This is a genomic window from Isoptericola sp. NPDC055881 (assembly GCF_053615895.1).
On record NZ_JBSHCR010000062.1, the window covers coordinates 1 to 25495 of the forward strand.

Sequence of the window (25495 nt, forward strand, 5' to 3'; positions counted from 1 at the left end):
GCCGAGAAGGACGAGCGTTCGCCACGTCGTGGGCGAACTACCTCGGCAGGTCTCGCGCTACCTCGGCAGGTCTCGTACTACCTCGGCAGGTCAGATGGCGCGCCGGTAGGCGCGGAACGCCAGGGACGCGAGGCCGCCCAGGACGGCGACGGCGGCGGCGAGCAGCCCCAGGTGCAGCCACACGGTGCCGGGATCGGCGAAGCCCTGGAGGGCCTCCCGGGCGACGACGACCGCCCAGTCGAAGGGGTTGACCTGGGCCGCCGTGGCGATCCAGTCCGGCGCGAGGGCCGGGTCCATCACGGCCGAGGACAGGAACATCAGCGGGATGGTGAGCAGCTGGGACACGCCGATGAGCGCCTCCTGCTGCCGGGTGAGCAGCGCCACGGCCCCTGACAGCGCGGCGAAGAGGCAGCTCAGCAGCGCGACGGCCACGAGCATCACCAGCACGCCGCCGACGCCGCCGGGGAACCGCGCGCCACCGAGCCAGGCCACGCCCACGACCACCAGGGCCTGCGCGCAGCCGAGCAGCGAGTACCACGCCATCGTCGCCGCGAGCAGCGCCCCACGGCTGGTCGGGGACGCGAGGAAGCGGTCCATGACGCCGCGCTCCATGTCCTGCACGAAGGTGGTGCCGGCCCACGCCGCGCCCCCCATCGCGGTCATCATGACGACGCCGGGCGTGAGGTACTCGAGGTAGCTGACGTCGGCGCCGCCGGCGAAGCCGGGGATCTCGATGACGGACCGGAAGAGCTGCCCGAACAGCAGCAGCCAGATCATCGGCTGCAGCAGGTTCATCACCATGAACACGGGGATGCGCATGCCCTGCTTGGCCTGCCGCGCGGTGAGGAGCCGGACCTGCGTGAGCACGCCCGTGCGGCCGGGCGTGGTGCGGGGGCTGCGGCGCGTCGTGGTCGGGTCGGTCGTCAGGGTGCTCATGCCGCCACCTCCGTGGCCTCGGCGCCGGCACGGTCGCCGGCGGTTCCCGTCGCGGTGCCGGCCGCACGGTTGGCGGCCTCCAGGCTGCGGCCGGTGTGCCGCAGGTAGACGTCGTCGAGCGTGGGCCGTGACAGCCCCGCCGCCCGCACGCCGAGGCCCGCGGCGTCGAGCGCCGTGAGCAGCGTCGGCAGGGCGGTGGCGCCCGCGTCGGCGCGCGCCCGCAGCGCCCGCCCGTCGGCGGTGACGTCGACGACGCCGGGCACGCGCGCCGCCACGGGGACGGCGGCCGACGCCGCGGCGTCGTCGTCGAGCTCGACGGTGACGCCGTCGCCGCGCAGCTCGTCCTTCAGGGCGTCGGGCGTCCCGGCGGTGACGACACGGCCCGCGTCCACGATGACGACCTGGTCGGCGAGGCGGTCGGCCTCGTCCAGGTAGTGCGTGGTGAGCAGGATCGTCATGCCGTCGCCGAGCGCCATCCGCTCGATCTCGGCCCACATCGCGGCACGGGCCTCCGGGTCGAGGCCGGTGGTGGGCTCGTCGAGGAACAGCACCTGCGGCCGGTGCACGAGGCCGACGGCGACGTCCAGCTTGCGCGCCATCCCGCCCGACCAGGTCTTGACCAGGCGGTCGGCGGCGTGCGCGACGCCGAACCGCTCGAGCAGCTCGTCGGCACGCGACCGGGCCTCGCGCGCCCGCAGGCCCTGCAGCCGCCCGGCCAGCACGAGGTTCTCCCGTCCCGTGGCCATGGGGTCGGTCACGGGGCGCTGCGCCACGTAGCCGATGGCGCGCCGGACGGCGCCCGGGTCGGCCACCACGTCGTGCCCGGCCACGCGGGCCGTGCCGGCGTCAGGTCGCGACAGCGTGGCGAGGATCTTCACGGTGGTGGACTTCCCGGCGCCGTTCGGGCCGAGGAGGCCGAGCACGCTGCCGTGCGCGGCGGTGAGGTCCAGGCCGTCGAGCGCGCGCACGGTGCGGGCGCCGCGGCCGGAGCCGTAGGTCTTGGTCAGGCCGTGCACGTCGATCGACACGTCGGTCGGCGGCACGGACCCCTGCGGGGTCGTGGGCATGCTTCCTCCTTGCGGGTTCGTCCGGCTGGTCCCAGCCGGTCGGAGGGTCCGGCGCACGCCCTAGGGTGGGAGTGCGTCTCGTGGTGCGGTCGTGCACCGGACCCGAGCCACCGGTCCCGGGCGATGGCAGTCGCCCGGGACCGTTCTTGCGTCACTGCTGGTCGTGCGGCCGCTCGTCCTGCGACATGAAGAGCATCCGCGCGAGGACGAGCATCATCACCGCGAGGGCGACGACGAACGTCAGCCAGGACCAGGCCCAGCCGACCGTGATCCCGAGGACGACGAACACGACGAACGCCACCAGCCAGATGACGACGGTGTAGACGCCGAACCGTGCCGCGGCGACCGGGTCGTGCTCGAAGCGGTCGTAGTGGTGGCCGGAGACGTGGGCGCGCGCGACGTCCCGCACCCACGCCTTCTTCCGGTTGGTCTGGGTGACGCCCAGCATCGTGAACAGGACACCGCCCACGACGAAGAGCCCCGCCGCGACGACGTACACCCACGACGCGAACGCCCCGAGCGGCACGAACGCCGCCAGGAGCAGCGCGAAGACCGTGAGCCCCGTGGCGAGGTAGTAGCCACCCGCGCGGCGCGACGGCATCGGGTGGTTCGTCGTCGTCTCCTGCGAGAGGGACGACCCGACGACGAACCCGGCGGCGCTGGACGCCGTGAGCAGGAGAGCGGCCACGACGAGGCCCGGCAGGACGAAGGCGCCGAGGACCGACAGCAGGCAGACGGCGACCAGGGCGACGAGCACCAGCGACGCGAGGACGACGCCGAGGACGAAGCGGGGCTTCGGTCGCACGCGCTGCTGCTGGGCGACGGCGAACGCCTCCTGCAGCGGGGTGCGCGGCGCGCCGCCGGTCTGCGCGGCGACGTCCGCCTGCGCGTCGGCGACGAGGGCGCGCACGTCTCCCAGCTCGTCGAAGGCGCGGCGGGCCGCGTCGTCCGGCGTGACACCGCCGGCCTGCAGCTCGGCGGCGCGGGCCTCGAGGTTCGCCCGGATCTCCTCCTTGAGGTCCTGGACCTCGGGGGACGGCTCGACGCCGGCGAACGCGTCGTCGAGGAGGCGGTGGACGGTGGTCATCGGGGGGTGTCCTTGTCTGTGCTGGAGCTGTTTGCGCCGGAGCTGTCCGTGCGGAGGAGGGAGTCGATGACGTCCCGGGTGGCGACCCACGCGGCGACGTTGCGCCGGTAGACGGCGTGGCCGGCGTCGGTGATCCGGTAGTACTTGCGGCGCCCGCCCTGGGACTCGTCGCCCCAGTAGGCCTCGACCAGGCCGTCCTTGGTCAGCCGGCGGTACGTCGCGTAGAGCGTGGCCTCCTTGATCTCGTGCGCACCGCCCGTGGCGTCCCGGATCGCCTTGTAGATCTCGAAGCCGTAGCGGTCCCCGCGACGCAACGTCGCGAGCACGATCGTGTCCGTGTGGCCCCGCAGCAGGTCGGCGGAGAACGCGTCGTCCGCCGTCGAAGGTTCGTCTCGCTGCATCACGACAAGTACTGTATCTCATCAACTACTCGACGACAACAGGTGCTGCACGAGCACCACCACCTGGGTGCCGGGCGGCATGCGCGCGCCGCCCCGCGCGAGATCCGTGTTCGGCGCGCGCAGTCCGGCGTCGCCGTGCGAACCTGCGAAGCGGGACGCATGCTCCACCCCCGCGGACGTCGCCGTCCGCCCACCGAGGAGGGCAACCGATGGCCGCACCGACCGCACCGACCGCCGAGCCGCAGGCGCTGCCGCAGCGCCGGGTCCTCGCCATCTTCGGCGGGCTCATGCTGGCCATGCTCCTCGCCGCGCTCGACCAGACGATCGTGGCGACGGCGCTGCCGACCATCGTGTCCGACCTCGGCGGGGCGGAGCACCTGTCGTGGGTCGTCACCGCCTACATGCTGGCGAGCACCGCCACCACGGTGCTGTGGGGCAAGCTCGGCGACCTGTACGGCCGCAAGGCGCTGTTCATCGCCTGCATCCTCATCTTCCTCGTCGGCTCGATCCTGTCCGGCACCTCGCAGACGATGGGCCAGCTCATCGCCTGGCGCGCCGTGCAGGGCGTGGGCGGCGGCGGGCTCATGGTGCTGTCCCAGGCGATCATCGGCGACGTCGTCCCGCCCCGGGAGCGCGGCAAGTACCAGGGCTTCTTCGGCGCCGTCTTCGGCGTCTCGTCCGTCGCCGGCCCGCTGCTGGGCGGGTTCTTCGTCGACAACCTCGACTGGCGCTGGGTGTTCTACATCAACATCCCCATCGGCGTGGTCGCGCTGCTCGTCGTCGCCTCCGTGCTCCCCCACATCGAGGCCGGCCGCAAGCCCAAGGTCGACTACGCGGGCATCATCCTGCTCGCCACGGTCTCGACGGCGATCGTGCTCGTCACCAGCCTCGGCGGCAGCACCTGGCCCTGGGACTCCGTCGCCGTGTGGGTGATGATCGCCGCCGCCGTCCTCGGGATCGTCGCGTTCGTCGTCGTCGAGCGGCGCGCCCCCGAGCCCGTGCTGCCGCTGCACCTCTTCCGCAGCAGGGTGTTCACCGTCTCCGCGGTCGTCGGGTTCGTCGTGGGCTTCGCGATGTTCGGCGCGATCACGTACCTGCCGCTGTACCTGCAGACGGTCAAGGGCTCCACCCCCACCGAGTCCGGCCTCGAGATGACGCCGATGATGCTCGGCATGCTGCTCACGTCCATCGGCTCCGGGCAGCTCATCTCCCGCACCGGGCGGTACAAGATCTACCCGATCCTCGGGACGGCGATCACGTCGTGCGGCCTCTACCTGCTCTCGCTCATGGGCAGGGACACGACGACGCTCCAGGCCGGCCTGAGCATGTTCGTGCTCGGCGCGGGGCTGGGCATGGTCACGCAGGTGCTGGTGATCGCCGTCCAGAACGCCGTCGACTACAAGGACCTCGGCACGGCGACGTCGGGCGCCACCTACTTCCGCACCATCGGGTCGTCGGTCGGGGTCGCCGTCTTCGGCACCATCTTCGCCAACCGCCTCGGGGACGAGCTGATCACCGGGATCCCGCCGGCCGCTCAGGGACCGTGCAGCCCCGGCGCGCTCGCCGCGTCCACCCAGGCCCTCGTGCAGTGCCCGCCCGAGGTGCAGAACTGGTTCCTCGACGCCTACGCGGGCGCGCTGCACATCGTGTTCCTGTGGGCCGTGCCGGTGGCCGTGCTCGCGTTCCTGCTGACCTGGCTCCTGCCGGAGGTCGAGCTGCGCAGCGCCACCCGCGGGGACGGCCCCGGCAGCGCGGGGCAGGCGGCCGGCGGGTCGTTCGGGCTGGGCTCCGCCCGCACCTCCCTCGACGAGCTGCGGCTGATCCTGTGGCGCCGGGTGGGCAAGCTCGACCCGTTGCGCGTCTACGAGGTCATCGAGCGCGACTCCGACCTGACGCCGGAGGAGGCCTGGATGGTGACGCGCGTGTCGCTCAAGGGCACCCGGTCGGTGCGTCTCATGGCGGAGCGCACGGAGACCTCCCAGGACACCGTGCGCGAGGTCGCCGCCGGGCTGGCCGCCCGAGGGATGGTGGAGGTCGACGGCGACACCGTGCGCAGCACGCCCGCCGGGGACGTCGAGGCCGAGCAGATCCGCGAGGCAGAGCGGCGGCGGCTGCGGGAGTACGTGGCCGAGTGGCCGGGCGGTGACGAGCCCGAGGTCGACGAGCTCGTCGAGCAGCTCACGCACCAGCTCCTGGCCGACGACACGGACGTCGTCGAGACACGCTGACTACCTCGCGGGTGTCCCGACTACCTCGCGGGGGTGCTGACTACCTCGCGGGGGTGCTGACTACCTCGCGGGGGTGCTGACTACCTCGCGGGGGTGCTGACTACCTCGCGGGGGTGCTGACTACCTCGCCGTCACATCTCCGGGAGGGCGGTACGCGCCTCCTCGGGCGGGACGCCCGAGGCCTCCAGCAGGTCGACGACGGGCGAGCGGAGCAGCAGCACCAGCGACTGCACCTGCCAGTGCCCCTCGCCCACGGTGCGGGGGTCCATGTCGCGGGCGACGTCGCGGAGCGCGTCCCGCGCCTCTCCCAGCCCGGAGCCCGAGCCCAGCCCGGCCGCGAGCAGCCGCACGCCGTGCCCGAGGCGGACGACGAGGTCCGCGACGGGGTCGGTGACGGGGTCGACCTCGGGTGGCGGCGGGAGCCCGCCGGACAGCGGCGCGGTGGCCACACGATGGTCGCCGTCGTCGTGGAGCGCGCCCAGGGAGCGCAGGGTGGCGGGCGCGCGCCGGGCGAGCACGCGCACGCTGCGCATGGCGCGGTCCACCAGCACGGCCTGCGCGGCGAGGCGGGTGATCTCTGCGCGCAGCAGCCGGTTGACGCTCACCTTGGCGATGTCGTCCGAGGTGCGCGCCACCTCCTGCCAGTCCTCCAGGACCTTCTCCGCGGCCCGCCCGCGCACGAGCGCCGCGGCCAGCTCGTCGGGGTCGCCGTCGCGCAGCCCGCGCGCGACCGACTCCAGGGTCAGCGCGAGCTCCCGCGTCGCGTCCAGGGCCAGCGCGCGGATGCGGCGCCGCGGGTCGCCCGGGGTCAGCAGGGCCACGAGGAGCGCGACGCCGCCGCCGACGAGGGCGTCCGTCCAGCGGCCGAACGCGCCGTTCGTCGCGACGGACGCGGGCAGGCCCACGACGACGCCCGCCTGCACCCCCGCCTGGATCGTCACCAGCGGGCCCCGGTCGATGAACCGGGCGATCGTGGCCGAGACCGCCATCACCAGGGCGATCTGCCACCACCCGGAGCCGATGACGTGCACCATGACGTCACCCAGGCCGACACCGAGCGCCACGCCGGCCGCGACCTCCGCGACCTTGCGCAGGTCCCGGTCGAAGCTGAACCCGAGGCAGACCCACGCGGCGACTGCGGCGAAGAACGGCTGCGTGTGCCCCAGCACCACGGTGGCGATCCCGTAGGCGATGCCGGCCGCCAGCGCGGCCTGCACGATCGGCCAGAACGAGACGCGGACGCGCGAGATGCCCTGCCGCAGGCGGATCCGCCGGGGCAGCGTGCGCAGGGCCGCGCGGGCTGCCGCGCCTGCCGCGGCCCCCGCGCGCCGGGACACCGACGCGCCGCCCTCGCCCCCCGTGTCGCGGCTCACGCGGCCCCCGGCACCTCGGCGGGCGAGCAGGGCGTCACAGCAGGCTCTGCGGAGCGTCCGACCCGCGCGGGGTGAGCCCGCGCGTCAGCGGGCCGTGGGACTCGGGCCGGTCGGCCGAGACGCCGTCGCCCGGCACCACGACCTCCTGCGCCGCCGCGAGCTGCAGCGGCTGCCCGCCCACGTCGCCCACCACGGTGAGCTCGGCGTCCTCGGGCACGGACCGCTTGACCACCGCCAGGGCGATCGGTCCGAGCTCGTGGTGTCGCGCGACGGTCGTCACGGTGCCGACGGCGCGCCCCTCGGCACCGCCGACGAGCACCTGCGCCCCCGCCTCGGGGACCACGTGCTGGGAGCCGTCGAGGTGCAGCAGCACGAGCCGCCGCGGCGGGCGGCCGAGGTTGTGCACGCGCGCGACGGTCTCCTGCCCGCGGTAGCAGCCCTTGTTCAGGTGGACGGCGGTGCGCAGCCAGTCGAGCTCGTGCGGCACGCTGCGGTGGTCGACCTCGTGGTCGAGCCGCGGGCGCCAGGCCTCGACGCGCAGCGCCTCCGTGGCCCAGGTGCCGGCGAGCCGCCAGCCGGCGGCCTCACGCTCGGCGACGGCGGACACCAGGTAGGCGCGGGGCACGAGCACGAGCCGCCACGGGCGGTCGAGGCCGGGGTGCTCGTCCTCGGGCGGGCCGTACCGGGTGCCGCCCGCGGAGACGCGCGGCCACGTGTCCCACCAGGTGACGGGCTCGCCCTCGGCGCCCTCGGCGGCGACCGGCTCACCGATCGCGGCGTACTCGGCGGAGGCGTCGGTGATCTCGACCCGCATCATGAACTTCATGCGCTCGAGCCAGGCGGCGAGCGGCGCGGCATGGTCGGCCTCGGTGATCAGCCAGGTGGCGGCACCGTCGTCGACGACGGCGGCGGCGTGCTCCACGTGGCCCTGCGGCGACAGCACCAGCAGCTCGGTGGAGGTCCGCGGCGGGAGCGCCTGGACGTCCTGCGACGTGATCGAGTGCAACCAGGACAGACGGTCGGGGCCGGCCACCCGCACGACGCCCAGGTGGGACTGGTCGACGACGGCGCCGCCGCGCGCGAGGGCGCGCTGCTCGGCCACCGGGTCGCCGTAGTGCCAGGCCACGCCCGCGTCGGCGCCCGTGGCGGGTACCGCGCCGTGCCGGTCGAGCAGCGGGGAGTCCATCGCCGGCCCCTCAGTCGCTCTCGACGCGGTCGAGCTGGGCGGACGCGTAGGAGCCGAGCGGGTGGCCGAACGCGGCCAGCTCCTCGACCCACATGAGGCGCCCCTCGACCAGCCCGTACAGCCGCTTGGCCGCGGTGACCTCGGCAGCGGTGGACGTGCGGGCCACGAAGTCGGTGGCGAGGTCGATCCGACCGTTGCCGGCGACGCCCAGGAACAGGGACAGCCGGCCCGACGCGTCGGTGACGAGCACCTCGAGCGTGTGCCGGTCGTCCTCGAGCCCCTCGGGCCGGTCGCTGGACACGCGCCAGTAGCCGGTCTCCGTCGACCAGATCGTGTCGGGCTCGGCGTCGCCCGGCGCGTCCGTGCCCTCGCCGTCGGCGGCCGCGGCCGAGCTCACGCGCAGCGTGGACTCGAAGCGCAGGTACGGGCCGCCGTCATGGTCGAAGACCAGGTCGTGCACGAACGGCGTCTCGTCGATGCCGGTGTACTCGATCACGCCCTCGCCCCGCCAGCGGCCGACGAGCCAGGCGAGCGGGTAGACCTCGGGCGCGAGTCCCTCGGGGAAGGCGAAGGGCATCAGCGCTGGCCCTGGAACAGCTTGTAGACGACGTAGCCGGCGAACCAGATGATCGTGACCGACACGACGACCAGCAGACCGGTGAACACTGCCTCGAGAGCATTGATCGACATGCCGCGATCCTACCCAGCCGCCCCCGCCGGCACCCACCGCCGACGCGGCGCGCGGGGCGCACCGACGGCACGCGTGCGGCGAGCGGCGCGCACGTGAGTAGGGTCGCCGCCCATGAGCACCCCTCACACCTCTGCCCCCGCGCGCTCGCTCGTGATCAAGACCACGTCGGGTCTCGACCGCCCGGAGGCGGCGAACCAGGCCCTGACCGTCGCCGCGGCCGCCGTCGCCGCCGGCGCGGAGGTGAGCCTGTGGCTGACGGGCGAGTCCGCGTGGTTCGCCGTGCCGGGGCGGGTCGCTGACCTGGAGCTGGAGCACGCCGCGCCCGCGGCCGACCTGCTGGCCGCCGTCCTCGCCGCCGGCACGGTCACCCTGTGCACGCAGTGCGCCGCACGGCGCGACCTCGGGCCGGACGACGTCGTGCCGGGGGTGCGGATCGCGGGTGCGGCGGTCTTCGCCGAGGAGGTCCTGCGCCCCGGCGCCCAGGCCCTCGTGTACTGACTCCGACCAGCAGCCCGACGTCGGGTGTGAGCCGCACCACGCGGCCGCCGAGGGGCTCCCGCCGGGCGCGGGCGGTGCCGTAGATTGAATGTTGAAGCAATCGCTCGACGCCCGCCCGGCCACGCCCGGGGCGGGCGTTCGTCCCGAGGCCCTCCCCCGCCGCCACGACGGGCGCCGGCCGCCCCGTCGCGATCCCGGAGAACCGCCCATGACCTCGCCCACCCGGACCTGGAACGACCTCGTCATCCCGGCTGCGGGCACGTACCTGCTCGACGAGGCGCACAAGCGCCTGGGCTTCCTCGCGATGCACATGATGGTCAGCCCGGTGCGCGGCGAGTTCCCGGTGGGCACGGCCACCATCCACGTCGCCGAGGACCCGCACCAGTCGTCCGTGTCCGCGACGCTCGAGACGGCCACCCTCACCACGCACAACCCGGACCGGGACACGCACCTGCGCAGCGCCGACTTCCTCGACGTCGAGAACTACCCGACCATCGAGTTCCGCAGCACCGGTCTCGAGTGGCGCACCGAGGAGGACCCGATGTTCTCCTGGGCCCGCCTCAAGGGCCGCACCCCGGGCCGCGCCGCCCTCCCCCAGACGAGCCAGGGGGGCACCTCGGCGAAGTTCGTGCTGCACGGCGACCTCACCATCCGCGGCATCACGCACCCGATCGCGCTGGACGCGGAGTTCGGCGGCGCCCGCCGCGACCCGTTCGGCAACGACATCTTCGGCTTCAACGCCTCCGCCGACTTCGCGCGCGAGAAGTACGGACTCACCTGGAACGTCGCGCTGGAGGCCGGCGGCGTGCTCGTCGCCAAGACCGTCCGCATCGAGCTCGCGGGCGAGGCCATCCGGCAGGCTCCGGCGACCGCCTGACCGGAGGGCCGTCAGGCGACGGCGACGACGAGCCGCCCCACCACGAAGACCAGGATCCCGCTCACCGCGACCGGCGTCGTGACGGCTGCCAGGACCGCGCGACGGCCGGTCAGGGCCGGCTGCCGCTCGAACAGCAGGCGCAGCACCGCCACCACCAGGCCCGTCACGACACCGGCGACCACGCCGCTCACCGGGTCGGTCGTCGGGAGGACCGTCGCCGTGCCGCCGGCCGCGACGCCGCCCAGCGCCACGCCGACGAGGGAGCCCGCCCACCCGCGCGCGACCGGCGTCGCCGACACGGCGGACGCCACCGCGAGCCCGACCGCGCTCACCACGACCAGCGCCGCGCCGGCCTCCGAACGGCCCGCCGCCACCCAGCCCGAGCAGCACACGGCCACGACGGCGCCCGTCACCGTGCCGCTGACCGACTCCACCAGCCGGGGCCGGCCGCCGCGCCGCAGCATCTCTGCGACGAACGCGAGCACCAGGGCCATGGCGAGCACCAGCGGCACGTCGCGCAGCACCGGCTCTCCCCTGGTCGCGGCGGCGACGGCGACGGCGCCGAGGCCGGCCGCGGCCACCACGACCGTCGTCCCGCCCGCCGCAGGCAGGCGCAGCAGCGGCGCCCAGCCGATCGCGAGGAGCACCACCAGGGCCGCGGAGACCCCGGTCAGGGGCAGGATCCCGAAGGCGTCGAGGGACGCGGCGGCCGCGACGACGGCGGCGAGGACGGCCGTCCAGACGGCGCGGGTGGTCACGGTCACGACGACGAGTGTGGCAGACGGCGCGGCTCGACCAGCGCCGGGGCGGGGTCGTCCGGCCGGTCACGACACAGTCCGGTCAACGGTCCTTAACGCGCCCGCAACACGGTTCGGGGCACACTGCGGGGACCGGTCGTTGGCCGGGGCGGCTGCGGTGTGACCGATCACGCAGGCGCGGTACGTTGGCGGACGGAAGTCGGACGCCGCCGAACGGACCGTCCGACGACCAGGAGGAGGTGCCGGTGGCCGAGCTGCTGATCCTCACGCCTGCGTCGGGAGGCTCCGTCGAGGTGCTGCCCGCGCTGGGCCTGCTGAACCACCGGGTCCGGGTGCTGCCCATGGAGCCGTCCGCCCTGGTGGACGCCCCGGACTCCGACGTGGTGATGCTCGACGCCCGCCGTGACCTCGTCGCCGCCCGCACCACGTGCCGGCTGCTCCATGCCACCGGGCTCACCGTGCCGCTCGTCCTCGTCCTCACCGAGGGCGGCCTGACCGTCGTCACGCACGAGTGGGGCGCCGACGACCTGCTGCTCGAGAACGCGTCCCCCGCCGAGGTCGAGGCCCGGCTGCGGCTCGTCATCGAGCGCTCGGCCCGCGGCCCCGTCGACGACGGCCCGCAGGAGATCGCGGCCGGCGACCTCGCCATCGACGCCGGCGGCTACACGGCGCGGCTGCGCGGGCGGCCGATCGACCTCACCTACAAGGAGTTCGAGCTCCTCAAGTACCTCGTGCAGCACCCGGGCCGCGTCTTCACCCGCGCCCAGCTGCTGCAGGAGGTGTGGGGCTACGACTACTACGGCGGCACCCGCACCGTGGACGTGCACGTGCGGCGGCTGCGCGCCAAGCTCGGCCCCGAGCACGAGCAGCTCATCGGCACGGTCCGCAACGTCGGCTACCGGTTCGACCCGCCGAAGGAGCCCCGCCCGGGCGACGACGGCGACGGGTCCGTCACGGCGGACGTCGACGGCGAGGGCGCGACAGGACGGGCAGCTGCGCGCTGACCGTCGCGCCCCTCGGGCTGCGGCGCGGCGCAACGGGTAGGTTCGACCGGTGACCGCGATGTCGGACTCCAGCGACTTCTCCAGCGCCCTCGTGGACGGGCCCTGGCGGCACGAGCTCGTGCCCGCCAACGGCGCCCGGTTCCACGTGGTGCTGGGCGGACCCGTCCGGTCGAACGGCGGCCGCACCCCGCTCGTCCTCCTGCTGCACGGCTTCCCGCAGTTCTGGTGGGCGTGGCGCCACCAGCTCGAGCAGCTCGCCGACGCCGGCTACCGGGTCGCGGCGATGGACCTGCGCGGCGTCGGCGCGTCCGACAAGCCGCCGTCGGGCTACGACGTCCCGACCGGCACCCAGGACGTCGCCGGGGTGGTGCGCTCCCTCGGCCACGACCGGGCCGTCGTCGTCGGGCACGGCACCGGCGGTGCGACCGCGTGGGCGATGGCGCGGCTGCAGCCCGCCGTCACCGCCGGGGTGGCGGCCGTCGCGTCCCCGCACCCCGGGCGCGTGCACGTGTCGGGCCGCCAGCTGCTGACCCCGCTGGCCCGCCGCCAGCTCGCCGCCTACCAGCTGCCCACGCTGCCCGAGCGCCGGCTCACCGGCGGCGACCAGGTGTCGCGCGTGCTGCGCGACGGCGCCGCCCGCCCTCTCGGGACGGACGCCCACGAGCTCTACCGCACCGTCATGCGGATCCCGTTCGCCGCGCACACCGTGATGGAGTCCCTGCGTTGGATGGTGCGCTCCACACCCCGCCCCGACGGTCGGCGCTACCTCGCCCAGCTCCGGCAGCGGATCGACGTCCCCGTGCTGCAGGTGCAGGGCGCGCTCGACGGCTTCGTCGACACCCGCTACGCCGCCGTCGACGGCGCAGCGCTCGCGCGGGACTACCGGTACGAGCTCATCGACGGCGCCGGGCACTTCCTGCCCGAGGAGGCCCCCGAGGAGCTCGGCAAGGTGCTCACCGACTGGCTGCAGCACGCCCTCGAGCGCGCCGGCTGAGCGTCAGCCGCGCGGCCCGGGCTTGATGAGCTTCTGCGCCGCGACCGGGTCCGTCTCGCCGATGCCGAACGACGGGCACCACCGCGCCACCGGGCACGCCCCGCACGCCGGACGCCGCGCGTGGCAGCGCCGGCGCCCGTGCCAGACCAGGTGGTGGCTCAGCATCGTCCAGTCCTTCTTCGGGAACAGCGTCCCCACCTCGTGCTCGACCTTGACCGGGTCCTCCTGGTCGGTCCAGCCGAACCGGCGGGCCAGCCGGCCGAAGTGCGTGTCCACCGTGATCCCCGGGACGCCGAACGCGTTGCCCAGCACCACGTTCGCCGTCTTGCGGCCCACGCCGGGCAGCGTCACCAGATCCTCCAACCGGCCCGGGACCTCGCCGTCGAACCGCTCGACGAGCGCCTGTCCCAGCCCGATCACCGACCGGGTCTTGGCGCGGAAGAAGCCCAGCGGCTTGAACAGCTCCTCCATCTCCGCCGGGTCCGCACCCGCGTAGGCGGCCGCGTCCGGGTAGCGCGCGAAGATCGCGGGCGTCGTCGCGTTCACCCGCACGTCCGTGGTCTGCGCCGACAGGACCGTCGCGACCAGCAGCTCCAACGGCGTCGTGAAGTCCAGCTCCGCGCGCGCGTCCGGATACGTCACGGCGAGCTCACGGTCGATGCGGCGCGCCCGCCGCACGAGGGCGACCCGGGACTCGCCCGGCGGGACGGTGGTGGCGGAGGACGGCGTCGGCGGCACGACAGCGAGCCTAGCCACGCCGTCCGACACCGCCTCCGGGGCGCGGAACTCCGACGCGATTTGGTGCCGTGAGGCAGACTGAGACCTGGAACACCACCGCTGACGACCCGTGGACGACCGGCCCCGCACCGGGAAGGCCGCCCCTGAACCACGTGAGGAATCCTGTGGACGACACCGTCGTGCTCTCCGCCCCCCTCTTCGCGGACATGGACACCGAGGAGACGAAGGCGCTCTTCGAGTCCATGATCCCTGTCGAGCTGACCCGTGGGGACGTCCTCTTCCGCGAGGGCGAGCCCGGCGACCGGCTCTATGTCATCGCGCAGGGCAAGATCAAGCTCGGCCGCCGGTCGAGCGACGGCCGGGAGAACCTGCTGTCGATCCTCGGCCCTGGCGAGATGTTCGGCGAGCTGTCGCTGTTCGACCCGGGCCCCCGCACCGCCACGGCGTCCTCCGTGTCCGACGCGCTCGTCTACGAGCTGCGGCACCAGGCCCTCGTGCAGTGGATCTCCGCGCACCCCAGCGTCGCCACCACGCTCCTCGGGGCGCTGGCCCGCCGTCTGCGCCGCACCAACGAGACCCTGGCCGACCTCGTCTTCTCCGACGTCCCCGGCCGCGTCGCCAAGGCGCTGCTCGACCTCTCCGCCCGCTTCGGCGAGCCCAACGACGACGGCATCCGCGTGGCGCACGACCTCACGCAGGAGGAGCTCGCGCAGCTCGTCGGCGCCTCCCGCGAGACCGTCAACAAGGCCCTGGCGGACTTCGCGACGCGCGGATGGGTGCGTCGCGAGGGTCGCGCGGTGGTACTCCTGGACATCGACCGTCTGGAGCGTCGGGCTCGGTAGTTCTTGGTTGCGGTCGTCACCTTGGTGGCGGCCGCAGACGGAAGGGGCGTTCTTCGCCCGGTCGCGTTCACGCGCCCCAGGGGGCGCTCCACTTCGGGAACGTCTACGACCGGGCGGAGAACGCCCCTTCCGTCTGCTTCCTTGGTGGCTCGCGGCCGTCGACGCTGGAGAAGCGCGCGACGCCTCGGGACGGGTGCGGACGAAACCTCAGCCGACCTCGACGACCAGCTCGACCTCGACCGGGGCGTCGAGCGGGAGCACCGCCACCCCGACCGCCGAGCGGGCATGCACGCCCGCGTCGCCGAAGATCTCGCCGAGGACGTTCGAGGCGCCGTTGATGACGCCGGGCTGGCCGGTGAACGACGGGTCGGAGGCGACGAAGCCCGTCACCTTGACGATCCTCGCGCCGTCGAGGGTGCCGGTGAGTGACCGGACGGCGGCGAGTGCGTTGAGCGCGCAGGTGCGCGCCAGGTCGGCGGCGACGTCGGGGGCGACGAGGCCGTCTCCCTCCCCCACCTTGCCGGTCAGCGGCAGCGCGCCGTCGACGAAGGGCAGCTGGCCCGCCGTGTAGACGTACTGGCCGGAGCGGACGGCGGGGACGTAGCTCGCGACGGGCGCGGCGACGTCCGGCAGGGAGATGCCGAGCTCGGCGAGGCGCGCCTCAGGAGACGTGGCGCTCATCACTGGCCGCCGGAGGGGCGCTTCAGGTAAGCGACCAGGTTGGTGCTGTCGGGGCCGGGGACGACCTGGACGAGCTCCCAGCCGTCGGCACCCCATTGGTCGAGGATCGCCTTGGTGTTGTGGATCAGCAGGGGGATGGTCGCGTACTCCCACGTGGTAGCCATGGCGCGATCGTAACCATCGGGCGACGTCTCCACGCTCCCACGACCGGTCCACACGATCTGCACAGGGGCACGGCGGTGGTGGCCGTGCCTTCACAGTGGCAGCCCGTACCCTGGTGGGCATGGCCAAATCCGACCCCCGTCGCATCACGCGCACGATGCCGGCGACCCAGCTCGTCGCCCTCCTGCTCGCGTTCGTCCTCGCGGCCGGTGTCGGCGGCGTGCTCGCCGCCGGGCTGGTCATCCCGCTCGTCGCAGGGGCCAACGCGGCCGCGGACAGCACCGTCGCCATCTACGACGAGGTGCCCGCGGAGCTGGAGCCCCGGCCGATGTCGCAGCAGTCGCGCATCTACGCCGCCAACGGCAAGCTGCTCGCCACGTTCTACGCGCAGAACCGCATCGTCGTCCCGCTCGACGAGATCTCGGAGCAGATGCAGCACGCGGTGATCGCGATCGAGGACGAGCGCTTCTACGAGCACGGCGGCATCGACGTGCAGGGCATGACGCGCGCGCTGGCGAACAACGTCGCCGGCCACGCCACGCAGGGCGCGTCGACGCTGACGCAGCAGTACGTGAAGAACATGCTGATCGACCAGGCGCTGCAGGACGGCGACAAGTTCGGCGTCATCCAGGCGAGCGAGGACTCGATCTCCCGCAAGCTCACCGAGGCGAAGATGGCCATCTCCCTCGAGAAGACGATGAGCAAGGACGAGGTCCTCCAGGGCTACCTGAACGCCGCCCAGTTCGGCTCGCGCAGCATCTACGGCGTCGAGGCCGCGGCCCGCTACTACTTCGACAAGCACGCCTCCGAGCTGAACTACCTCGAGGCGGCCACGATCGCGGGCATCACGAAGTCGCCGAGCCGCTTCGACCCGACGGTGAACCCCAAGGAGGCGCGGGAGCGTCGCGACCTGGTGCTCCAGAACATGTGGAAGCTCGGGTACATCTCCACGAAGGAGCGGGACGAGGGCCAGGCCACGAAGATCAAGTCCACGCTCGACGTGAACCCGACGGAGATCGGGTGCAGCGCCGCGGGCGGCTCGGCGTTCTTCTGCGACTACGTCACCAAGGAGATCGTCACCAACCCGGTGTTCGGCAAGACGAAGGCGGAGCGGCAGCAGCTGCTGTACCGCGGCGGCCTCGAGATCCACACCACGCTCGACCCGAAGAAGCAGAAGGCGGCCTCCAAGTCCGTGAGCGAGGCGGTCCCCGCCGACGACTCCAGCGGGCTGCAGTCCGCGATCGCCTCGGTGGAGCCCGGGACGGGCAAGATCCTCGCGATGGCGCAGAACATCCCGTACACCCCGTCCGAGGGCGGCAAGAACACCACGCGCGTGAACTACGCGGCGGACGCGACGCACGGTGCGTCCGGCGGTTTCCAGGTGGGGTCGAACTTCAAGCCGATCGTGCTGGCGGAGTGGCTCAAGGAGGGGCACACGCTCTCCGAGCGGGTCAACGCGACCAAGGTGGCCCGGTATCCGGCCGACTTCCAGACGCCGTGCGTCGGCAACCTGGCGGGCACGGCGTGGGCCCCGGCGAACTCCGAGGGCGTCGAGGTGGGTTACATCTCGGCCCTCGAGGCGACGTACAAGTCCATCAACACCGCGTTCGCGGCGATGGGCTACCAGCTCAACCTGTGCGACCTGCGGGACACGGCGTGGAGCATGGGCTTCCGCCCGACCAACTCGCAGGAGGGCAAGGTCGTCGATCCCAAGAAGAAGAACATCGACATCTTCGCCCCGATGCTCATCGGCACGCAGGAGTCCTCGCCGCTGAACATGGCCGCGATGTACGCGACGCTCGCCTCGGGCGGCACGTACTGCTCGCCGATCGCCATCACGTCCATCACGGGCCCGGGCGGCAAGGACTACGACGTCCCGAGCGCGAACTGCAACAAGAACGCCCTCCCCGAGGGTGTCGCCAACACCGTGGTGTACGCGATGGAGAAGGTCTTCTCCAGCAGCGGTACGGCCGCGAACCTCGGCGGTGGCCTGAGCGACGGCCGTCCCGTGGCCGGCAAGACCGGAACGTCGCAGCTGTCCTCCCAGACGTGGTTCACGGGCTTCACGCCCAACCTGTCCACGTCGGTGTGGGTCGGCAACGCCGACGACCCGAACGAGGACCACTACCACGGCGCCTACGTGAACGGCGTCTCGTACCCGCACCTCTTCGGCAACAGCGTCGCCGCCCCCGCGTGGAAGGCGTACATGGACCAGGCCGTCGAGGGCATGCCCGTCGAGGACTTCGGCGCGCCCGACCCGAACATGGTCGGCGTCACGGCGCCGCCGCCCAGCACGTCCACGCCGGACGACAGCGGCGACTCCGACCAGAGCGACGACTCGGGTGACAGCGGCGACTCCGGCGGCGACACCGGCAACGGTGGCGACAACGGGAACAGCGACAACGGTGGGGACAACGGCAAGGGCAAGGGTGGTCGTTCCGACGAGAACGCCGCCTGGGACGCCATCACGGGTTCGCTCGCCGACGAGTGGGGCGAGAACTGACCGCCGCGACCGCCTGGGGGGTGGCGGGCGGCGTCGCCGCGGCCGGGATCGCGGGCCTGGCGTACGCCCACGTGGAGACGAAGCTCTTCACGGTCCGCCGGTTCACGGTGCCGGTGCTGCCCGCGGGACAGCCGGACCTCCGGGTGCTGCACGTGTCGGACCTGCACCTGACGCCGTCGCAGCGCCGCAAGGTGGCGTGGGTGCGGTCGCTGGCCGCGCTGGAGCCGCACCTCGTGGTGAACACGGGTGACAACCTGGCGCACCGGGACTCGCTCGGCCCGCTGCTCGACGCGCTCTCCCCGCTGCTGACCACGGCGCCGGGCGCGTTCGTCATGGGCTCGAACGACTACTACGCGCCCGTGCCGAAGAACCCCGCCCGTTATCTGAAGCGGGACACGCGGGTGGCGCACCATCGCCCGGCCGAGCTGCCGTTCGAGGAGCTCGCCGACGCGATGGGCGCCGCCGGGTGGAAGGACCTCACCAACCGGCGCGACGTGGTCGTGGCCGACGGCCGCCGTCTGTCGCTCGTGGGGGTCGACGACCCGCACCTCGACCGCGACGACTTCCCCGCGCCGTCGACCGGCCACGAGGACGACGCGGTACTGCACCTGGGTGTCACGCACGCGCCGTACCGTCGCGTGCTGGACCGCATGCACGCGGACGGGGCGGACTTCGTCCTGGCGGGCCACACGCACGGTGGCCAGCTGCGGCTTCCGGGCTACGGCGCGCTCGTCACCAACTGCGACATCGACCGGCGGCGGGCCAGCGGCCTGCACGGCTGGCCCGGCCCGCGGCCCGACGAGCGGGGCGGGAACGGCTCCACCTGGCTGCACGTCTCGGCCGGTGCCGGTACCTCGCCGTACGCCCCCGTGCGCTTCGCGTGCCGCCCGGAGGCGACGTTGCTCACGTTCACTGCCCGGTAGGCGGATCTCGTTTTCGTCCTGGCCCGTTCGTCGGCTATTCTGAGCAGGCTTCCGCACGAGGACGAAGGTCTGGATGCGTGGGCAAGTCCTTCGGGGTGTGGCGCAGCTTGGTAGCGCGCTTCGTTCGGGACGAAGAGGTCGCAGGTTCAAATCCTGTCACCCCGACCACCAGAGGCCCCCTGATCAGCGGAAACGCTGACCAGGGGGCCTCTTGCCTTGCCCGGTGAGCTGCTCACAGGCTCTGTGCGCCGGTGCCGTTTCACGAGGAAGCGCCTCGCCCCACTGCTCGACGGCCGCGCTGGCATCCAGGCGCGCGAGCACGGCAGCACTCTCTACTCATCCCTGTCCCACTTCGACCGCACGATGCTCATCGGCCCGCATGCTTTCGGCGCGGTCCGGCCGGCCACTCCCTGATCCTGCCCCTCAACCGCATCGCGGCGGCAAGATCTCCAACCACTACCTTGAATCCTTCGACCGCACGCGGGCCTCCCTGCCGGTGACTGATGCAGGTCTGCCGACATCGAGCCGGCCGAGTCGCCATCGCATCTGGCCTCTGTACCCACTTCGAGACACGTGGCGGGACCTGGTGCCCTCGGTAGCGTGGGCACCGTGGCACACATCGCTGGTCGACTCGCGCTTCCGGACGTGATGGCGCGTCTCGCCACGCGGCGTCCGGTGTTCCACTCAGAGGCGGACTTCCAGTTTGCCTTTGCTCAGGCCATCGCCGACCTTGATCGGGGCATCCGCATCCGACTGGAGGTTCCTCAGCGCGCAGAACGTCGCACATACCTGGACATGCAGTGCGCCGCGGACCAGGTCAGTTTGATCGAGTTCAAGTACGTCACCCGCACCTGGACCGGTCACGACGGCGTCACAGACGAGGTGTTCAGTCTCCGAAGTCACGAGGCCCTAGACCTCGCCCGGCTGTACTTCGTCCACGACGTAACTCGCTTGGAGGATTGGGTCACCGCGAGGCCGGATACGAATGGGTTTGCGGTCCTGCTAAGCAACGACAAGCGTCTCTGGGAACCGCCGACGTCCGCCCGGGTTACGCGAGACCGTAACTTCCGTCTCCACGAGGGGCAGACGCTGACAGCCGACCTGACATGGGGACCCGACGAGCAACCCTACGATAGGAACTACCGACACCTACGCGGCTCGTACATCGCTTCCTGGCGTGCCTACAGCCATTTGGACGAGCAGCCTGGCGGCACCCTTCGATGGTTGGGGTTCCAGGTCACCAACTAGTCATCGACCGCAGGAGCATCACCTTCCTCGGCTCAGCGCTCGGCGAGGCCGCGCGCGGCTCCCTAGGGTTGGGACATGGTGGCGAAGAGCAGGCAACGAGAAGCCGGCTACGTCCTCGACATCTTCGACGAACTCCTCGGGACGGCAGGCAGCAGGGAGCACCGGTTCGACTGGCTGCGCGGCGACCCGGGCAGGAGCGGGCAGCGGGTTCGTCTACCTGTCGACTCCTACTGGCCGGAACACAAGCTGGTAGTGGAGGTCTACGAACGGCAGCACGACGAGCCGGTACGCCATTTTGACAAGCCGGACCGTCTGACCGTGAGCGGAGTCCACCGCGGCGAACAGCGGCGGATCTACGACGAGCGTCGTAGATCCGAGATCCCCGCCCACGGGCTCGTTCTCCTGGTAGTGAGGACAGCGGAACTCGCGTGCACCGGTGGCGGCAGATTGATCCGCGATCAAGTGGCAGACAAGTTGGTGATCGGGCGCCTGCTTGCCTCGGTCGGCGTTGCACCACACTCAAGCCGCCGGGATGACCGAGAGCTTTGAACCGGGTTCGTGCTAGATGGTCACGGTGAGAACGGCAAACCGGATGCCAGTCGTTGGTTCCGCTCATGACGTGGCAGCTGGGCGCCCCACCCTCGGGTGCGCTTCGTCAGACCGTCGAAGCCTGAGCGCTACTCGTCCTCGACGGCGGAGGCCCGCTCGGACTGTCGAGCGAGCTGTCGCGGAAGCTGCTTGCCGTGGTCCTCGAGGTAGTGGTCACGCTGGGCGAGGACTCGGTCGGAGAGCTTGTTCATCTCCTTCGACGTCTCGTCCGGTGAGCGCACGTCGACACGGAAGGACCACTCCACCGGGAAGGGCAGCTTGTCGGTCTTGGCGATCCACGGCTCGCCGACCTCGGGGATGTGCAACTCCCCCATCCGTCCGACGGTCAGGACGACGACGCACCGCGTGATCGGCTGCTCCCCCACAGTGGAGTCGATCCGCACCGACTCCGCCAAAGGCTCAGCGCTCCAGAACGTCGAGCCCGTGAACTCGTGGAGGTCTTCCTTCGTCCAATGCGTCTCCTCGATGGTGTCCTGGTTCGGCGCCGGGCAGCCGAGCGCGAACGACCGTGCCAGCAGCCACGCCATGTCGTTGCCGACCGCGGGAATCGCGTCGACGCCGGCCACCGCCATGATCTCGTCAACCTCGTCCAGGCGATGCTGCACCGCCGCGAGCTCGCGGCGGGCGACGTCAGGAAGAGCGCGCGCGGTCAGGCCGACGTCCGACGACCGCGAACCGAGGTCGACCCCGAAGTACACGAGCTTGTCCGACTGCAACCGGGACGCGAGCTGCTGCTGTCGCGCACGAGGATGGCTTCAAAGCCCGCGGGCTGGCGAGCCTGCTGCCCCCGCATCGGCATGCCGTGGCGGTGAGCTCGTGCCAGAACGTCGCGACCAATACCCCGATCGGCCGCTCGCGCGTCGTCCTGTCGACGATCCATTGCGACAGCCGCAGTGCCACGAGAAGGGTCAGCGCAACCGACAGGCGCGTGAACCCGATGCCGGTCTTGATCAGAAAGGCCAGCCCGAGCTGGACCACCACCGGAGTGACCGCGATCATCCGGTAGCGCAGCCGGCCGATGTAGTACCCCGGCGGACCGAGGTACGTCTGGTCGACGTCATAGATCTCGTCGTCGTCCGGGAGCCCCATGGTCAGCTCGTCTGGAAGAGTCCGAGGAGCCACTGACCGACCTCGTCGAACGAACCGGTCACTACCATCGCCAGGAACGCCACCCTGACGAGGGTCACGCCGACCTTGTTCCAGCCTTCGAGATGTTGCCGGCGTTGCCGGCCCACAGGACGCCGATCGTGATGACGCTCAGGATGAGCGGAACCACGTTGTCCTTGATCCACTGAGCGACGCCGCCGGTACCGAACATGGTGGAGCCCCCTCCGACGCTGGACCGTGCAACGCATTACACGCTACACGCAGGATCCGACAGTTGCTAGGAAGTTTTTTCGGAGATTCGTCGCGAGGGTGTTGTCAGGGAGCCAACTCGTTGCCAGTGCCTACGAACGGTTCGGCGCAGGGCCGGTCTGAGGTTGTCCCGCGGGGCTGTCGACCGCGCTTCGCACGCGCTGCGATGCGCTCCCCGTCGATCTCAGTGTTAGCCGCGGGCGACGGATTCACGGCGCGACGCGCCGGAGCCAAGCGGCCTGTCGGTGAACTCTTCGTTACGCGTCGTGCTGCTCGAGGTACGCACGCGCCTGCTCCGCGTTGTCGAAACTCGCACGGGCAGTGCGGTCGATGTAGGCGACCATGCTCTTCGACAGTCCAACATCGGCAGCGACCGCGCCGAGCGAGGCCCCGGGCGTCGCCAACATGGCGAGCACCTCAGCGTCACGAGCCGCCCGGGCCTCGCGCTCGAGCTCGGCGGCTTCCTTCTGACGTGCGATCGCCTTGCGAGCGCGGTCGCGGTGGCGGTCATACGCCGGGCGGGTGGAGTCGTCCATGTCCAGACACTAGCGCCGAGCCGTACAACACGTTGCACGACTGCCGCTACGGGCCGCCGCGACGAACAAGCTCAAGTCGCCATGCCACGCCGGCAGCGGAACCCGCCGCCGGAGGTTCTGAACCGACGGGGGTTTGGACGAGGTTATTGAGCGGCGTGTCGCCGGCGCGTCGGGCGCGCGGCGCGACCGGGTCAGAAACGGTCAGTTTTGAATTCGAAAGACTCGGTTCTGACCGGTCAGACCCAGCTGGCGACGACGCGCGCTCCCTGGACTACGAGCGCGGTCATTCCGACCAGTGCGAGCAGGCCGAGGATCACGACCACCGCGCATCCCACGACATTGACGACACGCTGGACATGGTCGCGCCCCTCCTTCGGCGAAGGGTGCTGGATGACCGGTCGCTTCGCGTCCGTTCGCAGCGCGGTCAGCCGGTCCGCCGCTAGCGGCCCGAGCGTGCTGTCGTCACCGGACCATGCCAGTGCCGCGAGCCGTCCGCGCGCCGAGCGAAAGGCACGCTCGAACGCGGCCAGCTCGGCCGGATCCGCGTCCTCGGCCAGGAACGCCCAGCGCCCGGCCTGCGCGAACTCATCTTGGCTGCGGTATACATCGGCGAGTCGCGATCGGACGTCGAGGCGTTCGGGATACGAGCGCACCAAGCTGCGAAGACGTTGAATCGCCGGCAGGACCTGACCTCGCTCGAGGTCGGCCTCCACTCGTTTCAGCGTGGCGTCGATCGGCATGCGGCGAGTGTTCCGAAGTTCATACGGGCGAGGCTAGCGGTTACTGAACCTTCAGAACCCGTGCATTCGTGGGCCGACGGCCGCCCAACACCGAGCAGCCCTGGCTCATCGTCGAGCTCCTGGACGGGACCGTCGGGAAGGGAACGCTGCAGCACTTCGATACTGACCCTGACGACGACCACCGGGCGCTGCTGCTGGGCGAAGACCTCATGCGCAGGGACCCCGGCGCCAAGGAGTTCAAGCCGGTCGGTGACGCAGGCCGGAACGTCATCCTCCCGGAGTCCCAGATCAAGAGCACCCAAGTGCAGTACATCGCTCTGCGGCCGTCCGAGGTCGCGACGCCCGCGGCTGCCGAACCATCGGACGGCGAGACAGAGGCAGGTCGCTAGGACAGGGCGCTCGAACGACGTGGCGGCGAACGGTCGACACCGACACGTCCAGGACCCGCGCCCTCCCTACCTTCAGCAGTGGTGCGTTGGTGGGTTGAGACCGCCGTCGGTTCTGAACCAACGGGGGCGCGGGACGTACCAGGCGCCGAGGTTGCGGGCTCGGAAGCAGCGACTACAGGCTGCGTGTCTCGGTATCGGCGAGGCTGTGCTCGTTCGCCGGCCGGGACAGGCTACGCACGGCGGCCGCGGCAGGTAGCGCAGAGAGCAGGAGGACCAACGGGCCGAACGGCAGCGCCGCGCCGGCTGCCACGATGGCCATGAGGCAGGCAGCACTGACGGCTGCGAACGTGAGACGCCATCTGCCGGCGCGTACACCGGCCACGGTGGCAAGCATGATGGCGATCAGCACGATAACCAGCGCGGCCCACGCCGTCCCGGACTCGAAGACACCACCGGACCGGTACGCCTCGAAGTCATCAACCTGGTTGCGCGCGTAGGCGAGATCCTCAAGGCGGAAGGTGTCGCGCCACGCGAGGACGTTCTCGCACATCAACCACGTTCCGGCCATCACAGCGACGATCACGGCACCTGTCCCCACGGCGGCCCACCGCTCATGCTTCGCGTCCACGATCGTCCCTATCTCTCGCGATGCACCCGAATACTCGCACGGCCGGCCCGCCAGGCGTCGTCAGGTCGTGGGATGAAACGAGGTCGGCGCGGTCGGGTCGTGGGGCACGACGACGATCTGGACGTCGTCCTCGTAGATCACGCGCCCCGGGTCGTCAGACTCGACCCGGACGCATTCCACACCATGCGCCGTGAGGATCGCCAAGTAGGGCGGAACCCCGCTCGATGAGGTGGGTCGCTGACTCCTTGAACCACGCCGCGGCGCGCGGGTTTGCAGTCACGTCGTAGATGGTGGGGTCAGTGTCCGTCGGGTTCGGGTAGGCGGCGTTGTACCAGTCGTTCCCTGCCCGCCACGTCGCATGCTCGTCGGGCGTAAGACGTCCCGCGTACCCGAGGAGGTTGGTGAGCACGAAGACGCCGGTGTGTACACCGCGCTTGCCGGGGAGTGGCGACTGGAAGCGGACGAACATGACCGCAATCTCACCATGAGCTGCGCCTCACTGAACTCCCGTCAGTCCTGCCGGCAGCCTCGCCCGCGCCGGGTTTCGAAACCTTCAGAACCCGATTCTGGCGCGCCTCAGAATCGGTGGATTTCGCCCGGGGTGCGCTGCCCTGCCCCGGTAGCCTCGACGCATGATCAAGGTTGGCTTTTTCGCACCGGGCAAGTCCAACGAACTGCGAGAGATGGCTGGTGCGCCTCGAGTGGGCGACGTCGTCCGGCTGCGCGACGGCGCCTATGACGTCAAGGAGGTCCACTGGATCCTGGACCAGGACGGTGATCTCGAGACTGAGGCGGACCTCTTTGTCGTTCTCGAGGGCCTCTCAGGCAAGTAGTGGTTCGAGGTGTTGAGACCGAGCTGGCCGCCGTCGCCCTGCGGTGCGCCCCAGCAGGTGCAACGTCCGACCCGCCTTTGAGTGTCGAGTTCTGCGCCCAGGTCTCAGCCGCCTAGGTGTACCCGGTCACGACGTTGGTTACAGCCGGCTGGTCGGTGGGAGGCCGCCGAGGGCTTGGTGGCGGCGTCGGGTGTTGTAGAACTCGAT

General features: G+C 71.6%; 30 protein-coding genes and 1 tRNA gene. 13 read left to right on the forward strand and 18 right to left on the reverse strand.

Annotated features, from left to right (window positions below; all coding sequences use genetic code 11):
* Window positions 1-90 precede the first annotated feature (90 nt).
* From ACWGKI_RS16460 to ACWGKI_RS16475, 4 genes are all read right to left on the reverse strand, one after another.
* The gene (locus ACWGKI_RS16460) at window positions 91-936 is read right to left on the reverse strand and encodes an ABC transporter permease (RefSeq protein ID WP_452188381.1); all 846 of its coding nucleotides are present in this window, start codon (window positions 934-936) and stop codon (window positions 91-93) included.
* Window positions 933-2003, reverse strand: coding sequence for an ABC transporter ATP-binding protein (locus ACWGKI_RS16465; protein ID WP_452188383.1), 1071 nt, complete (start codon window positions 2001-2003; stop codon window positions 933-935). The genes ACWGKI_RS16460 and ACWGKI_RS16465 overlap by 4 nt, the downstream gene beginning before the upstream one ends.
* 151 nt (window positions 2004-2154) lie before the next feature.
* Window positions 2155-3090, reverse strand: a complete 936-nt coding sequence (locus ACWGKI_RS16470) for a permease prefix domain 1-containing protein (protein ID WP_452188385.1) — start codon at window positions 3088-3090, stop codon at window positions 2155-2157.
* Complete coding sequence (locus ACWGKI_RS16475; RefSeq protein ID WP_380243966.1) at window positions 3087-3491, reverse strand: PadR family transcriptional regulator; 405 nt, start codon at window positions 3489-3491, stop codon at window positions 3087-3089. The genes ACWGKI_RS16470 and ACWGKI_RS16475 overlap by 4 nt, the downstream gene beginning before the upstream one ends.
* Before the next feature lie 209 nt (window positions 3492-3700).
* Between ACWGKI_RS16475 and ACWGKI_RS16480 the strand changes: the two genes are divergently transcribed.
* Window positions 3701-5719, forward strand: a complete 2019-nt coding sequence (locus ACWGKI_RS16480; RefSeq protein WP_380243956.1) for an MDR family MFS transporter — start codon at window positions 3701-3703, stop codon at window positions 5717-5719.
* A gap of 131 nt (window positions 5720-5850) precedes the next feature.
* Here ACWGKI_RS16480 and ACWGKI_RS16485 read toward each other — a convergent pair whose 3' ends face one another.
* The 3 genes from ACWGKI_RS16485 to ACWGKI_RS16495 are packed head-to-tail and all read right to left on the reverse strand — an operon-like array spanning window position 5851 to window position 8855.
* Complete coding sequence (locus ACWGKI_RS16485) at window positions 5851-7092, reverse strand: FUSC family protein (RefSeq protein ID WP_380243955.1); 1242 nt, start codon at window positions 7090-7092, stop codon at window positions 5851-5853.
* A 34-nt stretch (window positions 7093-7126) separates the two neighbouring features.
* Window positions 7127-8278: a CAF17-like 4Fe-4S cluster assembly/insertion protein YgfZ gene (ygfZ, locus tag ACWGKI_RS16490; RefSeq protein ID WP_452188387.1), complete on the reverse strand. Its 1152-nt coding sequence runs from the start codon at window positions 8276-8278 to the stop codon at window positions 7127-7129.
* Window positions 8279-8288: 10 nt separating this feature from the next.
* Entirely contained in the window at window positions 8289-8855 is a 567-nt protein-coding gene (locus tag ACWGKI_RS16495) for an FABP family protein (protein ID WP_380243953.1), read from the reverse strand.
* Window positions 8856-9080: 225 nt separating this feature from the next.
* Between ACWGKI_RS16495 and ACWGKI_RS16500 the strand changes: the two genes are divergently transcribed.
* Both ACWGKI_RS16500 and ACWGKI_RS16505 read left to right on the forward strand, forming a co-directional pair.
* Window positions 9081-9467 (forward strand): DsrE family protein, encoded by a 387-nt coding sequence (locus tag ACWGKI_RS16500; protein ID WP_380243952.1) that lies wholly within the window; start codon window positions 9081-9083, stop codon window positions 9465-9467.
* A gap of 208 nt (window positions 9468-9675) precedes the next feature.
* Window positions 9676-10344 (forward strand): YceI family protein, encoded by a 669-nt coding sequence (locus ACWGKI_RS16505; protein ID WP_380243951.1) that lies wholly within the window; start codon window positions 9676-9678, stop codon window positions 10342-10344.
* 11 nt (window positions 10345-10355) lie between these two features.
* Here the strand turns inward: ACWGKI_RS16505 and ACWGKI_RS16510 are convergent, their stop codons facing one another.
* A complete protein-coding gene (locus tag ACWGKI_RS16510) occupies window positions 10356-11108 on the reverse strand; it encodes a hypothetical protein (protein ID WP_452188390.1) in 753 nt (250 codons plus the stop codon).
* 239 nt (window positions 11109-11347) lie between these two features.
* Between ACWGKI_RS16510 and ACWGKI_RS16515 the strand changes: the two genes are divergently transcribed.
* Together ACWGKI_RS16515 and ACWGKI_RS16520 are read left to right on the forward strand one after the other, a co-directional pair.
* Window positions 11348-12106: a winged helix-turn-helix transcriptional regulator gene (locus tag ACWGKI_RS16515; RefSeq protein WP_380243949.1), complete on the forward strand. Its 759-nt coding sequence runs from the start codon at window positions 11348-11350 to the stop codon at window positions 12104-12106.
* A 58-nt stretch (window positions 12107-12164) separates the two neighbouring features.
* Window positions 12165-13100 carry an alpha/beta fold hydrolase gene (locus ACWGKI_RS16520; protein ID WP_380243965.1) on the forward strand — a complete coding sequence of 312 codons (936 nt, stop codon included), beginning with the start codon at window positions 12165-12167 and terminating at the stop codon, window positions 13098-13100.
* 3 nt (window positions 13101-13103) lie between these two features.
* Here ACWGKI_RS16520 and nth read toward each other — a convergent pair whose 3' ends face one another.
* On the reverse strand, window positions 13104-13838 hold the full coding sequence (gene nth, locus ACWGKI_RS16525) for an endonuclease III (RefSeq protein WP_452188393.1): 735 nt from the start codon (window positions 13836-13838) through the stop codon (window positions 13104-13106).
* A 164-nt stretch (window positions 13839-14002) separates the two neighbouring features.
* Here nth and ACWGKI_RS16530 point away from each other — a divergent pair, with 164 nt between their 5' ends.
* Window positions 14003-14680, forward strand: a complete 678-nt coding sequence (locus ACWGKI_RS16530) for a Crp/Fnr family transcriptional regulator (protein WP_380243947.1) — start codon at window positions 14003-14005, stop codon at window positions 14678-14680.
* Window positions 14681-14887: 207 nt separating this feature from the next.
* On the opposite strand, the gene ACWGKI_RS16535 is transcribed toward ACWGKI_RS16530, so the two are convergent.
* Both ACWGKI_RS16535 and ACWGKI_RS16540 read right to left on the reverse strand, forming a co-directional pair.
* Window positions 14888-15361, reverse strand: coding sequence for a RidA family protein (locus ACWGKI_RS16535; protein ID WP_452188395.1), 474 nt, complete (start codon window positions 15359-15361; stop codon window positions 14888-14890).
* Complete coding sequence (locus tag ACWGKI_RS16540) at window positions 15361-15525, reverse strand: DUF4177 domain-containing protein (protein WP_139820690.1); 165 nt, start codon at window positions 15523-15525, stop codon at window positions 15361-15363. Before ACWGKI_RS16540 ends, ACWGKI_RS16535 begins: the two co-directional genes overlap by 1 nt.
* A 119-nt stretch (window positions 15526-15644) precedes the next feature.
* On the opposite strand from ACWGKI_RS16540, the gene ACWGKI_RS16545 reads away from it, so the two are divergent.
* From ACWGKI_RS16545 to ACWGKI_RS16565, 5 genes are all read left to right on the forward strand, one after another.
* Window positions 15645-18026, forward strand: coding sequence for a transglycosylase domain-containing protein (locus ACWGKI_RS16545; RefSeq protein ID WP_452188397.1), 2382 nt, complete (start codon window positions 15645-15647; stop codon window positions 18024-18026).
* Window positions 18011-18949 (forward strand): metallophosphoesterase, encoded by a 939-nt coding sequence (locus ACWGKI_RS16550; RefSeq protein WP_452188399.1) that lies wholly within the window; start codon window positions 18011-18013, stop codon window positions 18947-18949. Before ACWGKI_RS16545 ends, ACWGKI_RS16550 begins: the two co-directional genes overlap by 16 nt.
* A 91-nt stretch (window positions 18950-19040) precedes the next feature.
* A tRNA-Pro gene (locus ACWGKI_RS16555) sits at window positions 19041-19117 on the forward strand.
* Window positions 19118-19558: 441 nt separating this feature from the next.
* Window positions 19559-20197: a hypothetical protein gene (locus ACWGKI_RS16560; RefSeq protein WP_452188401.1), complete on the forward strand. Its 639-nt coding sequence runs from the start codon at window positions 19559-19561 to the stop codon at window positions 20195-20197.
* Window positions 20198-20272: 75 nt separating this feature from the next.
* Window positions 20273-20746, forward strand: a complete 474-nt coding sequence (locus ACWGKI_RS16565) for a hypothetical protein (protein ID WP_452188403.1) — start codon at window positions 20273-20275, stop codon at window positions 20744-20746.
* Window positions 20747-20874: 128 nt separating this feature from the next.
* Here the strand turns inward: ACWGKI_RS16565 and ACWGKI_RS16570 are convergent, their stop codons facing one another.
* The 5 genes from ACWGKI_RS16570 to ACWGKI_RS16590 all read right to left on the reverse strand — a co-directional run bounded on the left by ACWGKI_RS16570 (window position 20875) and on the right by ACWGKI_RS16590 (window position 23438).
* Complete coding sequence (locus ACWGKI_RS16570) at window positions 20875-21504, reverse strand: hypothetical protein (RefSeq protein WP_452188405.1); 630 nt, start codon at window positions 21502-21504, stop codon at window positions 20875-20877.
* Window positions 21437-21895 (reverse strand): hypothetical protein, encoded by a 459-nt coding sequence (locus ACWGKI_RS16575; RefSeq protein WP_452188407.1) that lies wholly within the window; start codon window positions 21893-21895, stop codon window positions 21437-21439. The genes ACWGKI_RS16570 and ACWGKI_RS16575 overlap by 68 nt, the downstream gene beginning before the upstream one ends.
* 94 nt (window positions 21896-21989) lie before the next feature.
* The gene (locus ACWGKI_RS16580; RefSeq protein WP_452188409.1) at window positions 21990-22124 is read right to left on the reverse strand and encodes a hypothetical protein; all 135 of its coding nucleotides are present in this window, start codon (window positions 22122-22124) and stop codon (window positions 21990-21992) included.
* Between the two features lie 295 nt (window positions 22125-22419).
* Window positions 22420-22698, reverse strand: coding sequence for a hypothetical protein (locus tag ACWGKI_RS16585; protein ID WP_452188411.1), 279 nt, complete (start codon window positions 22696-22698; stop codon window positions 22420-22422).
* Window positions 22699-22934: 236 nt separating this feature from the next.
* Entirely contained in the window at window positions 22935-23438 is a 504-nt protein-coding gene (locus ACWGKI_RS16590) for a DUF6584 family protein (protein ID WP_452188413.1), read from the reverse strand.
* A 68-nt stretch (window positions 23439-23506) separates the two neighbouring features.
* Here ACWGKI_RS16590 and ACWGKI_RS16595 point away from each other — a divergent pair, with 68 nt between their 5' ends.
* On the forward strand, window positions 23507-23827 hold the full coding sequence (locus ACWGKI_RS16595; protein WP_452188415.1) for a hypothetical protein: 321 nt from the start codon (window positions 23507-23509) through the stop codon (window positions 23825-23827).
* A 172-nt stretch (window positions 23828-23999) separates the two neighbouring features.
* On the opposite strand, the gene ACWGKI_RS16600 is transcribed toward ACWGKI_RS16595, so the two are convergent.
* Entirely contained in the window at window positions 24000-24455 is a 456-nt protein-coding gene (locus ACWGKI_RS16600) for a hypothetical protein (protein WP_452188417.1), read from the reverse strand.
* 154 nt (window positions 24456-24609) lie between these two features.
* On the reverse strand, window positions 24610-24924 hold the full coding sequence (locus tag ACWGKI_RS16605) for a hypothetical protein (protein ID WP_452188419.1): 315 nt from the start codon (window positions 24922-24924) through the stop codon (window positions 24610-24612).
* A 163-nt stretch (window positions 24925-25087) separates the two neighbouring features.
* On the opposite strand from ACWGKI_RS16605, the gene ACWGKI_RS16610 reads away from it, so the two are divergent.
* The gene (locus ACWGKI_RS16610) at window positions 25088-25288 is read left to right on the forward strand and encodes a hypothetical protein (protein ID WP_452188421.1); all 201 of its coding nucleotides are present in this window, start codon (window positions 25088-25090) and stop codon (window positions 25286-25288) included.
* The last annotated feature ends 207 nt before the right edge of the window (window positions 25289-25495 follow it).

What these genes read in the sequence shown, in the direction of transcription:
- ygfZ (WP_452188387.1), bottom strand. Translation starts at nt 8,278, where the DNA reads ATGGACTCCCCGCTGCTCGACCGGCACGGCGCGGTACCCGCCACGGGC.
- ACWGKI_RS16610 (WP_452188421.1), top strand. Translation starts at nt 25,088, where the DNA reads ATGATCAAGGTTGGCTTTTTCGCACCGGGCAAGTCCAACGAACTGCGA.
- ACWGKI_RS16465 (WP_452188383.1), bottom strand. Translation starts at nt 2,003, where the DNA reads ATGCCCACGACCCCGCAGGGGTCCGTGCCGCCGACCGACGTGTCGATC.
- ACWGKI_RS16475 (WP_380243966.1), bottom strand. Translation starts at nt 3,491, where the DNA reads ATGCAGCGAGACGAACCTTCGACGGCGGACGACGCGTTCTCCGCCGAC.
- ACWGKI_RS16520 (WP_380243965.1), top strand. Translation starts at nt 12,165, where the DNA reads ATGTCGGACTCCAGCGACTTCTCCAGCGCCCTCGTGGACGGGCCCTGG.
- ACWGKI_RS16480 (WP_380243956.1), top strand. Translation starts at nt 3,701, where the DNA reads ATGGCCGCACCGACCGCACCGACCGCCGAGCCGCAGGCGCTGCCGCAG.
- ACWGKI_RS16605 (WP_452188419.1), bottom strand. Translation starts at nt 24,924, where the DNA reads ATGTTCGTCCGCTTCCAGTCGCCACTCCCCGGCAAGCGCGGTGTACAC.
- ACWGKI_RS16575 (WP_452188407.1), bottom strand. Translation starts at nt 21,895, where the DNA reads ATGGGGCTCCCGGACGACGACGAGATCTATGACGTCGACCAGACGTAC.
- ACWGKI_RS16540 (WP_139820690.1), bottom strand. Translation starts at nt 15,525, where the DNA reads ATGGCTACCACGTGGGAGTACGCGACCATCCCCCTGCTGATCCACAAC.
- ACWGKI_RS16505 (WP_380243951.1), top strand. Translation starts at nt 9,676, where the DNA reads ATGACCTCGCCCACCCGGACCTGGAACGACCTCGTCATCCCGGCTGCG.
- ACWGKI_RS16500 (WP_380243952.1), top strand. Translation starts at nt 9,081, where the DNA reads ATGAGCACCCCTCACACCTCTGCCCCCGCGCGCTCGCTCGTGATCAAG.
- ACWGKI_RS16545 (WP_452188397.1), top strand. Translation starts at nt 15,645, where the DNA reads ATGGCCAAATCCGACCCCCGTCGCATCACGCGCACGATGCCGGCGACC.
- ACWGKI_RS16460 (WP_452188381.1), bottom strand. Translation starts at nt 936, where the DNA reads ATGAGCACCCTGACGACCGACCCGACCACGACGCGCCGCAGCCCCCGC.
- ACWGKI_RS16580 (WP_452188409.1), bottom strand. Translation starts at nt 22,124, where the DNA reads ATGTTCGGTACCGGCGGCGTCGCTCAGTGGATCAAGGACAACGTGGTT.
- ACWGKI_RS16565 (WP_452188403.1), top strand. Translation starts at nt 20,273, where the DNA reads ATGGTGGCGAAGAGCAGGCAACGAGAAGCCGGCTACGTCCTCGACATC.
- ACWGKI_RS16495 (WP_380243953.1), bottom strand. Translation starts at nt 8,855, where the DNA reads ATGCCCTTCGCCTTCCCCGAGGGACTCGCGCCCGAGGTCTACCCGCTC.
- ACWGKI_RS16590 (WP_452188413.1), bottom strand. Translation starts at nt 23,438, where the DNA reads ATGCCGATCGACGCCACGCTGAAACGAGTGGAGGCCGACCTCGAGCGA.
- ACWGKI_RS16585 (WP_452188411.1), bottom strand. Translation starts at nt 22,698, where the DNA reads ATGGACGACTCCACCCGCCCGGCGTATGACCGCCACCGCGACCGCGCT.
- ACWGKI_RS16470 (WP_452188385.1), bottom strand. Translation starts at nt 3,090, where the DNA reads ATGACCACCGTCCACCGCCTCCTCGACGACGCGTTCGCCGGCGTCGAG.
- ACWGKI_RS16535 (WP_452188395.1), bottom strand. Translation starts at nt 15,361, where the DNA reads ATGAGCGCCACGTCTCCTGAGGCGCGCCTCGCCGAGCTCGGCATCTCC.